Below are 13,025 nucleotides of genomic sequence, written 5' to 3'. Positions count from 1 at the left end.
GCAGTGTCCCGCCGGGGGGCCTCACCCGCGGAGGGCTTCCACGGGTCGTTCGTTCGCCGCCCGCCACGCGGGATAGATACCGGCTATCACGCTCGTGACGACACCGACCCCCATCGCGGCCACCAAGTACGCGACTGCGGTGCCGGTGAAGGCGAGCGGGTCGCCGAGGAAGATGGCGTTAGCGACGAGCGCGACGAGAGTGGCGATAACACCGCCGATAGCGGCCCCGATAGTCCCGAGCAGTGCCGCCTCGACGAGCAGGAGGCGAACGACGTCGGCTTTCGTGTACCCCACGGCACGGAGGACGCCGATTTCCTCGCGCCGCTTGATGACGGCCATCAACATCGTGTTGGCGATGGCCACGCCCGCGATGAGCAGGGAGAGCGACCCCAGCCCCGCGAGGAAGGCGTTGATACCTGTCACGATGGTCCGGAACAGGCGGACGAGCGACGTGAGTTCGAAGACCAGCAGGCGGTCCTTCCGGTCGTTGAACCGCTCGCGGAGGCGGGTGGCGGCGTCCTCGGCGGCGGTGACGGATTGGGTCGTGACCCGGACCTGTCCGTAGGTCCGCTCGTCGGCACGGGCGAGTGGCAGGTAGACGTCGCTCGTGCCGAACCCCTGTGTCTCCGCCAGCACCGCGGCGATGCGGTACGGCTCCGGCTCTCCCGTCTCGTTGGTGCCGACGTGGACGAGCGACACCCGGTCGCCGACCGTGACTTGATGCTCCGCCGCGAACCCGTCCGAGACGACGATTTGTCGCCGCCAGTTCGTCGGTATTTCCCCGGTCTGGACGCGAGCCACCTGTCGCGGGTCCTCGATGTACGTCGCCGAGACGAAATCACGCCCGTCCCGAGTCACGAGGTTCATGCTCGTGTCCTGTGTCGCCACGATGCCCGCGGAGCCGACCGTTTCCTCGATGGCGAGGACGTCCTCGCGGTCGAAGTGTCGCGCTTCGGCGTCGAAACCCGGCGAGACGAACACGTTCGTCGCGCCTTGATCTTGAATCCGGTCGAGTTGGCTCTGCTTGAACGCGGCACCGCCGGCACCGATCGCCCCGATCGCCACCACTCCGATGAGGATGGCGACGGCCGCGAGTATCGACCGGGTCCGGGCCCGAGAGACGTTCCGGCGTGCGATGACGAACGACGGGAACCGACCGGCGAGTCGGTGCCACAGACTCACCTGCCGACACCTCCACGGCGTGTGGTAGTCGGAGTGACTCGCGTCGACGGGGAGCCGCTGTGTACGGACATGGTCAGGCGAGTGCCTCCACGGGCCGTTTCGTGGCGGCCTTCCACGCCGGGTAGATGCCAGCGACCAGTGCCGTCAGAACCCCGAAGACAGCACCGATGACGACGTAGCGAATCCCGGCCGATGTGAACGCGAGCGGGTCCCCGACGAGCAGTTGATTGAGAACCATCCCGACGCCGACGGCGATGGGAACGCCGACGGCGGCACCCACTACGCCGAGGATGGTCGACTCGGCGACGAGCAGGCGGACCACCGCGCCCTTCGGATAGCCGACGGCCCGGAGGACACCGATTTCGCGCTCGCGCTCGATAGCCGACATCAACATCGTGTTGGCGATGGTGACCGCCGCGACCAGCAGCGAAATCGCGCCGACGCCGATGAGGAACTGGTTGATGGTGCCGAAGAAGCGCTCGAACTGCTCGCGCTGTTCCTGTACCTTCTCGACTCTGACCGTCCGCTCACGGGTGTTGAACTCCGTCTCGATGCCCTCGGCCGCCGCGTCTATCGACCCGCTCTGTGGGTCGACCTGTACGATCGCTTGGTCGTACTCGTCACCCGAAAATTGGGTGAGCGGGACGAATACGGTCCGGTCGGCCGAGAGCGGGTCGGCGAACCCCTGCGGTTCGAGGACGGCCGCGACGCGGAACGAGCGGTCGAACTCACGGGTCACCGATATCTGCATCCGGTCGCCGGGTTCGATGTCGTTGTTGTTCGCCACCCGGGAGCCGACGACGATGCTCCGTCGCCAGTTGTCGGGTATCTCGCCGGCCGCCGGGTCGTAGAACGCGCCCGGGTTCCCGAGTCCTTTCACCTGGACGGTGACGAGCGTCTCGCCGGACCCGGTTCGAACCAGCGACCCGAACGGCTCGACGACCGGGAGGACGGTGGCACCGTCGGCCGCTTGCTGGATGCGGCCCAGCTCCCGGTCGTCGAGCGTCGTGTCTGCCGGCCCGGAGCGACCGGGCGTGAACACGGGGTCGACCGTCGCCGTGCCGCCGAAGCCCTCGTAGGCTTCGAGTTGGTCCTGTTTGAACGCCTCCCCGCCGGTACCGATGGCCCCGATGGCCGCGACGCCGATGACGATGGCGACCACAGCGAGGACAGAGCGAGCGGTCGCACGGGAGAGGTTCCGCCGCGCCAGCACGAGCGTCGGCACTCTCGCCGTGACCCAGCGAAGGGGTGTCAGCGTGGACCCCCCTCGTTCGCGTCAGCCGGTCCGCGCTGTGCCGTCGAACCCGCCGCGTGGTCCTGTTCGCCGCCGTCCGGGGTCGCACCGCTCTCCGTCCGGACCTGTCCGTCGATGAGGTTCACCACGCGGTCGGCCGCCTCCGCGACGTACTCGTCGTGCGTGACAGTCACGACGGCGACGTTCTCCTCGGCACGCAGTTCGTCGAACAGGGCGAGTATCCGGTCGCCGGTGTCACGGTCCAAATTCCCCGTCGGTTCGTCCGCGAGCACCACCGCCGGGTCGTTGATGAGCGAGCGCGCGACGGCGACCCGCTGTTTCTGTCCGCCCGATAGCTCGTCGGGATGGTGGTCGAGTCTGTCACCCAAGCCGACCCGTTCGAGCAGTTGTGTGGCACGCTCGCGGGTGGCCGTCGGCGTCCGGTCGAGCATTCGCGGCATCTCGACGTTCTCCAGTGCCGTCAGCGTCGGGATGAGGTAGTAGCTCTGGAAGACGAAGCCGATAGTCTCCTTCCGCTTGCGCGTCCGCTCGCGGTCCGAGAGGGTCGCCACGTCCTCACCCTCGACGTGCACCGTCCCCGCCGTCGGCACGTCGAGCAGACCGAGGAGGTTGAGCAGCGTCGACTTCCCGCTCCCGGAAGGACCGACGACGGCGACGAAGTCGGACGGCGATATCTCGAAGTCGATACCGTCGAGGGCACGAACCGTCTGCGTCCCGGTCTCGTACTCGCGGACGACGTCCGTCCCGCGGACGATTGGCTCGGTACTGGCAGGCGTCCCGCTTTCGGTGGCCTGTTCTCGGCCACCGTCGCGGTCGGTGTCGTCCCCGGGTGTATCAGTCACGGTGTGTCACCCCCGCCGGCGGTAGAGGACGACAGCGGCCACGACGACGAGGACGGCGGCGATGGGGACGACGGGTAACCCACCGCCGCCGTTCGTCTCCGGCCGACGGACGACGCCTCGCTCGACGGGCACGTCAGTCGTCATCGACTGCTGTGTCCCGTCGACGACGTACTCCACCCTGACCGGGACTGTCGAGACGTTCCCGGAGACGCCAGTGTTGAGCGTGAACGACGAGAAGTCGCTCGGGTCGACGCTCCCGACGAAGTAGTCGGTCGATTCGACCGCTTGGGAGTCACCGACCGAGACGACGACGCTCTCGGCCACGCCCGACCCGACGTTGCTCGCAGTCGCGGAAATTTCGAGCGTGCCGCCGCGGAGCGTCGCCTCCGTCCCGGTCAGCGTGATTTCCGCCGGGTTGGGCGGCGCGTCGAAACTCGCACTGAACCGGTCCGTGACCTGTCGTCTGACGCCGTCACGGGTGTAGCTGAGCGTGACGTTCACCGGATACCGGCCGCGCTCCGCGACGCTGGCCGGGAACCTGAACACCGCCGTCTCGTTGGCGGCGAGTGACGAGCGGACGCGCTCCGCCACGGTGAAGTCGGCCTCCGGTGACGAGGCCGTGACCGACAGCTGTCGCACGTCACTGTCGAGACCGTTCGCGACCGTGACGTTCACCGACCGTCGCGCACCCGGCAGTCCGTCTTCGACCGACAGCGCGACCTGTGGGTGTCCCGACGGCCCGGCCGCCGCCGTCCGGTAGAGTGGTATCTGCCGCTCGATTGTTCGGCGTTGCCCCAGCGGCGTCGTGTACGAGAGGGCCACGTCGACGGTACTCACTCCCTCGTCGACTCCCGTCGCCGTGTACGTGTACGTCTCCGTCTCCCCGCCTTCGAAGACCGCTTCGAGCCGTCGTGGTGATTCGAACTCGACGTTCGTCCCACCGGCTAGAAGTTCGAGGTTCCGGAGCGTGTCCGACCGCCCGTTCAGTACAGTCACCGCTACGGTGCGTTCGCCGTCGACCGTCGAGGGTGCGGCGTCAACGTCCACCCGGACTCTGTTGTCTCTGACGACGACGGTCACGGGGTACTGGAGCCGAACGTACCGGTCGTCCTCGGTCAACACGACGACGGTGACCTGCAGTTCCTTGACACCGGTGTCGTCGAACGACCCCGTCAACGGTACCCGTATCCGGTCCCCAGCGGTCAACGTCCCGATATCCTCCGCGCGAGCGATGTCGTTTGAGCCGCCCCGTTCCCGGACGTACACCGCACTCACGTCCACGGACTGTGGGCTCGACTGGGCGTTCGTGACCGTGGTCGCGAACTCGACGAGTTCGCCCGGGGCCGGTTGGTCCGGCGTGACCGAAACGTTCGCTATCGAGACGCGCGGGTCAGTCGCGTTCTCCTGGGCCGCCCGGTTGTCGACAGGGTCGGCTACGGCCCCCGTCACGAGCAGCGGCACCGCAATGGCGAGGGTGAGGAGCGTCGTGAGGGTTACCACAGTGGAACCCCCATCGGTCGGCCAGCTAGTCATGGGTGAAGACACTACCGACAGCAGTTGTCGAAATCATGGAGGGCTATCGAGGTGATTTTCGGTGGCGGCCCAGTTATAACTTCGACATTGTGGCTCGGCCACACGCCCGGTGGCGTGGGTAGTGCGGCCGCCGTCCGTTCGGGAACGCTATCAACTCTCTGCGTACGCCAAACTCGTGGGTGAATCGGCCACTACAGTCGGACAGTACCTCACGCCGCGACACCCCCGTTTTCCTTCGCGTGAGTGCCGGACGGCGCGGGGGATGTTCCCGCGGCGGCTATCATTCGCTCAGAACGACCGCCAATTTTCGCTGTCTTGAGCGGGAAAGCAGTCGCTCGGTGTGGTGAGAAAGGCGGTTTCCGTACCTTCGGAAAACCGCCGTAAGGCAGTGGACTCGCTGGGAGGGTTCGCCTCCGGTGAGTCGCGTGGTCTGGTTGTTGTTTTCCGTCATCGGTCTACTGGTTGAGTTGCTGTTTTCGAACTTCCATCTTCTCGCGGTCTGTGCGCACGTCGTAGTGACGATAGAGAACACTGAGCGACACGTCGCACCGGCCCGAGACCGCCTCGGGCGGCACTTCGTCGTTCAGGTGGGCCGTGATAGCCCCCCTCCGAACGTCGTGGGGGCCACGAGACGACGGGCACAGGCGGGCCGCCCCGTCGTTCCCCGACGCCGCCGGGCACGTTGACGGGTCTTTGTCGTCGTGCGGACACCCCCCGACAACGCACGGCCGCGTCAGCCGGTGAGTCCACTTGTAAATCGTGTCCCCAGTCGGGCGGCCGTACTTCGACGTGAACAGGGGCGTCCGGCCCTCGTCGTCGGTCACCTCGTAGCGGTCGGGGTTGTCGAGATAGTCGTCGAGGATACTGTACCAGCGCGGCCCGAGGAACACCCACCGCTCGCCGTCCTCGCCGTTCTTGAGTTTCGTCCCCGTCTCCGGTCGGTGTTCCACCCGAACCGCGTGTTCGTCGGGTCGTAAGTCGCTCACGTCGAGCGACCGGACCGCCGACCGCCGCATCCCCGTCCGCCACATCAAGGCGAACAGGGCGTGGTCTCGACTCGCGTAGTGGTGCGTCCCGAGGTAGTCGAGAATGTCCTCGGCACGGTCGGCAGGTAGGTGTTCGTCGCGGGCTTCCGCGCCGTCCGGCAACTCCGGCGCGTGGACCTTCTCGGCGAGACCGTCCGTCACCGCTTCGATGTCCGCCGCCCACCGGAGGAACTGCCGAACCGACGTGAGTTGTTTCTGTAGCGTTATCGGGGCTATCTCGCCCCGTCGAGACGCCACGAAGTCGCTCAGTAGCCGCCCGTCGAGTTCGTTCAGGTTGTCGATGTCTTCGGACTCGCACCACTCGCGGAACACCCCGAGACGGTGCCGAGCGTTCTGTAGGGTCGACTTCCGAACCGACGGTTCCCGGTGTGCGAGGAACGACTGAATACCCTCCGACGGGGCGAGTGGTTCCAGTTCGTCGGTCACGCCGACCCCTCCGGTTCGTCGCAGTCGTCACCCTCTCCGGGCCGGTAGAGGGCCACGAGGAAGCCCGCCAGTGCCAGTCCGACGACGTGGGTAATCGACAGCGGTACGAGCGGCGTGAAGGCCGTCCCTCGCTCCGACACCCGGAGGAGTTCGGGGCGAAACAGTTCGTTCGGGACCAACGCCGCGCCCAGCAGGACACCGACGACGCACCCGACCCACGCCGCGATAGCCGCGACACGCCGCTCGTCGTCGGACAGGGAGAGCGTGAGGTTCACTCGTCTCCCTCCGGGTCGTCTGTCTCGCCGTCGTCGTTCTCCCGAATCTCCGGCGGGAGGTACTGGTAGTCTTCATCAACGACGTGTTTCCCGCCGTCGTCGTTGAAGTTGGTCTGTAGTTCGGCCACCTGCGTCCATCGCCACGGCGGGATTTTGCCGGAGCGACCCAGCCACTCGACGTACCGGAGCGCGCCGGAGTCTTTGACCGAGACGTTCGCGTAGGAAACCGTCGTTATCTCGTCGGCGTCTTTGCACTCCACCACTGCCGGAGTGAACCGAGAGGGGAGCTTGTCCGGGTCCCACGTCGACGCCGCTTCCGCGTCGGAGTGGACAAGTTTCTCCCCGCCGTCGGTCGCGAGTTCGACCTTCTCGACTTCGTGCGGGGCCGCTGACGGGACTTTCTCGTCGTGTTCGTCACAGACTCTTTCGGCCCGTTCACGGGTCCGATACTGCGCGACTTCGTTCCCGTTCACGGTCAGAATCCGGTACTCGACTTCCGTGCCGCCGTCCGTCACCGGACCACGGCCGCGGTCCACGCCGCCCACGTCAGGCCGCCCGGTCTGCTGGATGTCGTTGCGAGTCCCGCAGACGGGACACGTCGGAGTCCACCCTTCGTAGGCGGACGTGACCGACGAACCCGTGACCTTGAAATCGCTCCCACAGTCGCGGCATCGGTACGTCCCGAGGATGTTCTCATACCCGCCGTCCGTCACCGGACCACGGCCGCGGCCTCCGTCCTTGTCCCACTCCTCGATGTCGGCCGGGTCTATCCCGTCGTTCGCCTCGACTATCTCCCGCACCGCCTCGCGGATAATTTCGGCCAACTCGTACCGGAGTTCCTGCGCTCTCTCGGCTTCCTCACGGAGTTCTTTGTTCTCCTCCTTGAGTGACTTCAGTTCCAGTTCCAGCAGTTCCCTCGGCTTCCAACCGCCGTCCGTCACAGGACCGCGGCCACGGTCAACGCCGACCGCGGCCGCACAGTCCGCACAGGCCGGGCCGTGCAGAACAGCACAGTAGCCGTCCGCGTCCGCCCGGCACTGACAGCAGGTGCCAGTGCGAGCGTCAGTGTTTTTGAGTCGCGGTGCGTCCGTAATCGCGTGGGGCAGAGTCCCCACAGTGGGTGATTCGCTCATTGTTGCCGAGCGAAACCACCGTAAGGGGGCGTGTTGCACCACGTCCCCGCCTTCTACCGCACCAAGAGAGTCATCACAGGGCCGACTTGGTGGCTTCGTACCCACCGTTTGTCACCCCCATCCCATAAATGCAATGGTAGCTAAGTTGCGGCGTAACACTTCAGTTCCTGCGAAACCCCTACCATAACTAATCAGCCGCTTCATATCTGGGTTAATGAGACAATCCGCGTCGTGGATGACAATTTGGGACGACCGAATACTTGAAATAATCAGCGTTGAGGGAAGTGGAGCGGCTTCGGAACTCAAAGAACGTGATGAATTGGATATTGCCCACTCTACGATTTCGAGAAGGCTGAAAAAGCTCTCTGAGCATGGCCTTTTGAACAGACTGGCTAACGGCGTCTACACATTGACGGACGAAGGCGAAGCCTACCTCGAAGGCGAGTACGACGCCGCGAAAGAGCGGTACATCAACCGTGGGGAGAACGGGGAAGACGAGTCAGACGGTGCGGCATCTGAACCGGGTATCAACGGCTGACGCATGGCCGGAACACGAACGCCCGCCGACTGGATGGTCCCACTCGACGAGCGCATCCTCGAAATCCTCCGTGGCGAGGGGTGGTCCTCGCCCTCGTACATCGCCCGCAAGGTCTCGCTGTTCTGCTCGGTCGGGCGAGTCCGCGAGCGGTGTCAGTTCTTGACCTACGCTGAGTTGGTGGAGCCGCTTTCGCCGGAGCGCGACAACTACGATATTACCGGCCGAGGGATTCAGTATCTGGAAGGGCGGCTGAACGCCGGGAATCTTCCAAGGCCATCAGGGCGAGAGGTTCTGTAAGGTGGGCTAATTATCTCTCTCCACCCTCGTAGATATCCCTGTAAAGGCATCTTCTTCCACTTTTGGAACCTGCTCTTCCGCCTCAAGGAAGTCTTGATGATGCTTTTTGGCATCGTCCAGCAAATCCTGCCACGATTTTCTTCCGGTCACTGGACCGCTCTCAGTTAGGTTTTCGTACGAATCAGCGTATATGGGACTCAAGTCAAGGTCATCAGCGATTATTGTGAAGCGAGCTTCGTCCGGGAAATCTTCTCTAAACTCCGAGTTTTGTTCGAAGAAATCATCAAACACCTGAACATAGTTCCTGAATCGGTCAAAGTCACTGTCTTCGAAGGTGTACCCGGGCTTTTTGATTTCAACAACCCGGACTGCACCCCTCATTTCTAACATCACGAAATCAGGTCTCTTTCTATCTAAGTCCTCCATCGCGCTCGTTTCTATTTCTTCATCATATTTTCCCTCGTACCAGTCTTCAAACGCATTTCTGACGGTGCTAATGCTTTTTTCCGACGAAAGTGGTTGCCAAGTGGGGTCAATTAGCCAAGGTGAACTTTCAATAATTTCATGCAGTTCGTCTTCATTCTCATCATATCCTTTGATTTTATCCTCAAGAACCCGAATTGTGTTGACCTTGTTTTGAGCTATCTGGCCATAGGACGTTATTTCAGCAACATGAGTGGATTCGAATAGCTCAATCAAATCCTCAGGTTCAATGTCCCCCTCCTCAGCCCGCTGCCGAATCTCATTGAGTGTATCAACAAGGTGTTTGTGTGGTGCAATTTGTAGAACAAAGTTCGTCAAATCTTCCAGATATTCCTCAAATTCTAACTCGTCTTCGTTTGCGTACTGCCCGAGACTCTTTCCGAGTTCCACAGCAGCATCCTGAATACCCTCTTTTTCGTACCTCTGGCTCGCTTTGTCCCGGATTTTCGATTTTTCTAAAAATTCGTTCTTCACTTTCTCTCGCCGGGGTTCTTTGCCGGATTTCGCTACTTCCTTGACTCGGTCTTTCCCCCATTCACTGAAAGCTTGTCCGAGTTCCGAATTCCATAAGATATCCTGACGGTGGGTCTGTATCATATCCGGCCCTTCATCCCTGTCAAGCCAGTCTGCGTGGATTTCACCTACAAGATATGATCGGGCAACAAACTCTCCGGTGAATCCAGCCGGAAGTCCGAAGTCTCGGGTGTTTGAGGCCAATTTCCCTCTTGCATAGATTGTTACACCACCAAATTCATCATTGTAGGACGATTGTGCTAATCCCATCCAACCCTCAACTTGGTACTTTTTACCCTCAAATTCAACTGGAGTATTGTCGAGGTTTATTTCAGTGCCCTCCTGAAGTGGTGGCTTAGTATCTGAGAGATGGAATTGGTCTTCGGGGTCGTCGTCTTTATTATCAATAACAGTTACCTCAAAATCCTGAGTGCCAGTTGCAAACCGCTGACCAAGACGACGTTCCAGAGTCTCTTTCTTTGGAACCATCTTGACATTGAAATCGTGGAGTTTGATTCTTGTTCCACGATTATCGGTAGTTTCGCCGTCATTTTTAAGCGGCTTCGGCTTGTATTTCTCTGTTTCTTCCTCAGACCGGTCAGTTATTTCGTCATACTCCATCATGAAGTGAGACACTTCATATTCGTCTTGCTCGGGGTCACCGCCTGCTGAGAGAATTTCTATTTTATTACAAATACCGAACGGTGCAAGTTTACCGATTCCTTTCCTCCCCATCACCTTCCTATCCTTCTCTCGACTCGTTTCCTCGCCATCTTCTCGGCGGTCGCGTCCAACTCGGAGAAAAAGGTCGTCCGCTTCTTTAGGGGTCATACCGTGGCCGTCGTCAACTATCACGACATCCCAACCCTTCTGTTTGATACCTTCGTCGGTGTGAACAGCGAGATATTTCCCCAGTGGTAGTTTGACCTTCACTTCCTCAGCATCAGCGTCGTACGAGTTCGCAATCAGTTCAGCAACGGCAGCGGAGACCTTGTCATACAGGTTTATTCCAAGTTTGTCCACAATGGTGGTTTCAATGTCCATTGTGTAGCGTGCGTCTGAATCCGAAGAGTCGGTCTCCTCACCGGCTTGGGGCATATTGTTCGTACCACGGAGGGGGCATCACTAAACATTTTTCTAAAACAGAAGGTCAAGACAATATCAGGAAAAGACATCCCCAGCAACAGTCACAACGAGAAGGACCGCCGAGTGTTCCTAAATTACTGCTTTTTGTTCTTTTTCGTCACAGGAGGGGCTATACCTATCACGAAGTAGATTCGCCACAAGTTTTGGTGGAACAGCATTGCCTACCACACGTTCGGCAGGCTTGTTGTATTCCGGTAGCTCAAACCATCGAGGAAAGGTCATAAGCAAGGCGGCTTCTCGGAAGGTGAGGCTCCTGTTTTCTTCAGGGTGTGTGAACCGGCCACTGCTGATTGTCGCACATCGTGTCGTCAGCGTCGGTGCGATGTCGTCACCATTCATAATCCCATAAGCGGCCCCCGCACCAGTGTCAGTAAGATTCTGATGGCAATCCCGGATTTTATCCTCATCCTCTGTTCCCTGAAGGTCTCGCCAGCTATCACCGTGTTTGCGAATCGCCTTAATGAACTCAACCGTCTCGTCCTTGTGTCGTCGAGACCGATGGCCGGGGTCATCGGGATATCCATCAAGACCGACCTGTTTCTGCCCCAGATTGAGGTCTTGTTTCAGGTCATCGCGGTCAAGTTTCTCGTTCACCGTCACCCACTCTTCGAGATTGCTCTCTTCGTCGGGTTTTTCTGCATGGGTGGGTTCGGGAAATACGATTTCCTCGTCTTCAACGCCATACACACAAATACCAATGGTACGCCGCCGGTTCTGTGGGACACCATAGTTCGCGGCATTCACTACTTTGAGATTGATTCCGTACCCAGCATCAGATTCGTCGTCTTCCCGTGACATATCTCGCATCTCCCGCTTGAACCAATCGATATAGGTAGTTGGTTTCTCGTCACCAGCAGTCAGGATACCCTGAACGTTCTCGAAGAACACCAAGTCGGGTTTTTCTTCTCGTACTAAACTGACGAACTCGCGGAGAAGTTCATCCTTGGGTTCGTCTTCGTCCCACGGTTCGGTATCCCGAAGAGAACTGAAATTCTGGCAGGGGGGACACCCACAGATAACGTCAACGTCGCCTTCTTCAATGTCGAAGAACTCTCGTATCTCATTGAAGGATGTCTCCGTCAGGTCCGCTGGCATAGGTTCGTCAAACTCAACCAAATCGTCATCACAGAGGTTCTTCCGGTAGGTTTCACGGGCTTCTTCATCGATGTCAACAGCTCCAATGACATCGAAGCCAGCTTCAACGAAACCTAGCGATGCTCCACCAGCACCACAGAACAAATCAACGACTGTACCTCGGCTCATTGTATATTGTCTAGTAGTCGACGTCCAAATTCCTTTCGGAAATTCGACGTCCACGGATATCGTTGGTGTATAGATGGTAGTGATGGAGATGCAAATAAAACCTCATCCTGTGTCTGACGCATATGTCTGTTACAGAAATTGGTGAGCCATACTGTATAAAATATACAGCGTATATCTCCGTTTAGTCAGTTCGTTATTGCGGCCACACCAATTTCTCGGTATCTTCACTTTTGTCTCGTATTTGTGTTTCCACACTCACGGACCGACGAGCCGGTAAGCCCCATCAAACTCGGGATGTTCTTCGAGTTCGCCGTCGTCTATCAGCTCCACTATCGCCAGTTGTGCGTCCCGGTGGTCCACGTCGAACCGCTCCACCACCCGCCGCCGGAGCTTCGTTTTCGTCATCGACCCACCGTCCTCGAGAACGTCACGGACTGCCTGTATCGAGTCCATCGTTACACGGTGTCGAAGTGGTCGTACTTCCGTTCTGTCGTCGCCAGTCGAGAGTGCCGAAGCCGGTTCCTGACGTTGTAGAGGGTGTAGCCGTCGTAGGTGTGGAGCATCCGGTAGGCAACGCTGTGGCGGAGCGTGTGGGCCGTCACGTCGCCGCTGTCGCCGCGGGCGGCGAAGGTGTGGGGCCGAACGTCCGCACGGTCCGCGAGACGCTTCACCACGTCGTTGATACCCTTGCCGGTCATCCGGTCGGCCTTCCGCGACGGGAACAGTGCGGGGCTGTCGTCGTCGCGGGTCGAGAGGAACGAGCGAAGCGTCCGCTCGGTGCGTAGGTCGTTCTCCGGGTCAAGTTCGACCGTCGCCGGGTCGGGGCTTCCCTCGGTCGGGTAGTCCTTCTGGATGTGCGTGGGGAGCCGGAGTACGCCGTCGGCAAGGTCGAGCATCCCGCGGTCGACGGCAGACAACTCCGTGCGACGTAGCCCGCAGTCGTAGAGGAGGGTCACTATCGCGTCGTCACGTTGACCGTGCCGACCCTCGTGGGCGGCGTCCCGCATCGCTTCGACCTGCTGGGGCTTCAGGAAATGAATGTTCGTTTTCTGTTCTCCGGGGGGTTGCGAGGTGGTTCCCATATAAAGACACA

The 13,025-nt window shown here is 60.5% G+C and carries 13 protein-coding genes; 2 read left to right on the top strand and 11 right to left on the bottom strand.

Annotated elements, in window-relative coordinates; translation table 11 throughout:
- Nucleotides 1-21: 21 nt before the first annotated feature.
- The 7 genes from MUG95_RS10275 to MUG95_RS10245 all read right to left on the bottom strand — a co-directional run bounded on the left by MUG95_RS10275 (nucleotide 22) and on the right by MUG95_RS10245 (nucleotide 7,692).
- Nucleotides 22-1,182, bottom strand: a complete 1,161-nt coding sequence (locus MUG95_RS10275; protein WP_247006357.1) for an ABC transporter permease — start codon at nucleotides 1,180-1,182, stop codon at nucleotides 22-24.
- Between the two features lie 73 nt (nucleotides 1,183-1,255).
- On the bottom strand, nucleotides 1,256-2,437 hold the full coding sequence (locus MUG95_RS10270; RefSeq protein ID WP_372608201.1) for an ABC transporter permease: 1,182 nt from the start codon (nucleotides 2,435-2,437) through the stop codon (nucleotides 1,256-1,258).
- Complete coding sequence (locus tag MUG95_RS10265) at nucleotides 2,434-3,279, bottom strand: ABC transporter ATP-binding protein (RefSeq protein WP_372608172.1); 846 nt, start codon at nucleotides 3,277-3,279, stop codon at nucleotides 2,434-2,436. Before MUG95_RS10265 ends, MUG95_RS10270 begins: the two co-directional genes overlap by 4 nt.
- 6 nt (nucleotides 3,280-3,285) lie before the next feature.
- Nucleotides 3,286-4,779, bottom strand: coding sequence for a COG1361 family protein (locus MUG95_RS10260; protein WP_247006353.1), 1,494 nt, complete (start codon nucleotides 4,777-4,779; stop codon nucleotides 3,286-3,288).
- A gap of 488 nt (nucleotides 4,780-5,267) precedes the next feature.
- On the bottom strand, nucleotides 5,268-6,284 hold the full coding sequence (locus MUG95_RS10255) for a tyrosine-type recombinase/integrase (RefSeq protein WP_247006351.1): 1,017 nt from the start codon (nucleotides 6,282-6,284) through the stop codon (nucleotides 5,268-5,270).
- Nucleotides 6,281-6,559, bottom strand: coding sequence for a hypothetical protein (locus tag MUG95_RS10250; RefSeq protein ID WP_247006343.1), 279 nt, complete (start codon nucleotides 6,557-6,559; stop codon nucleotides 6,281-6,283). The genes MUG95_RS10255 and MUG95_RS10250 overlap by 4 nt, the downstream gene beginning before the upstream one ends.
- On the bottom strand, nucleotides 6,556-7,692 hold the full coding sequence (locus tag MUG95_RS10245) for a hypothetical protein (RefSeq protein WP_247006342.1): 1,137 nt from the start codon (nucleotides 7,690-7,692) through the stop codon (nucleotides 6,556-6,558). The genes MUG95_RS10250 and MUG95_RS10245 overlap by 4 nt, the downstream gene beginning before the upstream one ends.
- Nucleotides 7,693-7,906: 214 nt before the next feature.
- Between MUG95_RS10245 and MUG95_RS16910 the strand changes: the two genes are divergently transcribed.
- Nucleotides 7,907-8,230, top strand: a complete 324-nt coding sequence (locus MUG95_RS16910) for a winged helix-turn-helix domain-containing protein (protein ID WP_308219566.1) — start codon at nucleotides 7,907-7,909, stop codon at nucleotides 8,228-8,230.
- A gap of 3 nt (nucleotides 8,231-8,233) precedes the next feature.
- Nucleotides 8,234-8,527 (top strand): winged helix-turn-helix domain-containing protein, encoded by a 294-nt coding sequence (locus MUG95_RS10235; RefSeq protein WP_247006339.1) that lies wholly within the window; start codon nucleotides 8,234-8,236, stop codon nucleotides 8,525-8,527.
- 6 nt (nucleotides 8,528-8,533) lie between these two features.
- Here the strand turns inward: MUG95_RS10235 and MUG95_RS10230 are convergent, their stop codons facing one another.
- From MUG95_RS10230 to MUG95_RS10215, 4 genes are all read right to left on the bottom strand, one after another.
- Complete coding sequence (locus MUG95_RS10230; RefSeq protein WP_247006338.1) at nucleotides 8,534-10,621, bottom strand: ATP-binding protein; 2,088 nt, start codon at nucleotides 10,619-10,621, stop codon at nucleotides 8,534-8,536.
- Between the two features lie 117 nt (nucleotides 10,622-10,738).
- Nucleotides 10,739-11,932 (bottom strand): DNA cytosine methyltransferase, encoded by a 1,194-nt coding sequence (locus tag MUG95_RS10225; RefSeq protein WP_247006336.1) that lies wholly within the window; start codon nucleotides 11,930-11,932, stop codon nucleotides 10,739-10,741.
- A gap of 255 nt (nucleotides 11,933-12,187) precedes the next feature.
- Nucleotides 12,188-12,385, bottom strand: coding sequence for a hypothetical protein (locus MUG95_RS10220; protein WP_247006334.1), 198 nt, complete (start codon nucleotides 12,383-12,385; stop codon nucleotides 12,188-12,190).
- Between the two features lie 2 nt (nucleotides 12,386-12,387).
- Entirely contained in the window at nucleotides 12,388-13,014 is a 627-nt protein-coding gene (locus MUG95_RS10215) for a tyrosine-type recombinase/integrase (protein WP_247006332.1), read from the bottom strand.
- Nucleotides 13,015-13,025 lie beyond the last annotated feature (11 nt).

Source organism: Halorientalis litorea, from assembly GCF_023028225.1.
GTDB classification, from domain to species: domain Archaea; phylum Halobacteriota; class Halobacteria; order Halobacteriales; family Haloarculaceae; genus Halorientalis; species Halorientalis litorea.
This window is presented reverse-complemented; position numbering and strand designations above follow the sequence as displayed.

Bases quoted from the DNA above. Each gene is read 5' to 3' on its own strand.
- MUG95_RS10235 (WP_247006339.1), top strand. From the start codon at position 8,234: ATGGCCGGAACACGAACGCCCGCCGACTGGATGGTCCCACTCGACGAG.
- MUG95_RS10220 (WP_247006334.1), bottom strand. From the start codon at position 12,385: ATGGACTCGATACAGGCAGTCCGTGACGTTCTCGAGGACGGTGGGTCG.
- MUG95_RS10245 (WP_247006342.1), bottom strand. From the start codon at position 7,692: ATGAGCGAATCACCCACTGTGGGGACTCTGCCCCACGCGATTACGGAC.
- MUG95_RS10225 (WP_247006336.1), bottom strand. From the start codon at position 11,932: ATGAGCCGAGGTACAGTCGTTGATTTGTTCTGTGGTGCTGGTGGAGCA.
- MUG95_RS16910 (WP_308219566.1), top strand. From the start codon at position 7,907: ATGAGACAATCCGCGTCGTGGATGACAATTTGGGACGACCGAATACTT.
- MUG95_RS10215 (WP_247006332.1), bottom strand. From the start codon at position 13,014: ATGGGAACCACCTCGCAACCCCCCGGAGAACAGAAAACGAACATTCAT.
- MUG95_RS10230 (WP_247006338.1), bottom strand. From the start codon at position 10,621: ATGCCCCAAGCCGGTGAGGAGACCGACTCTTCGGATTCAGACGCACGC.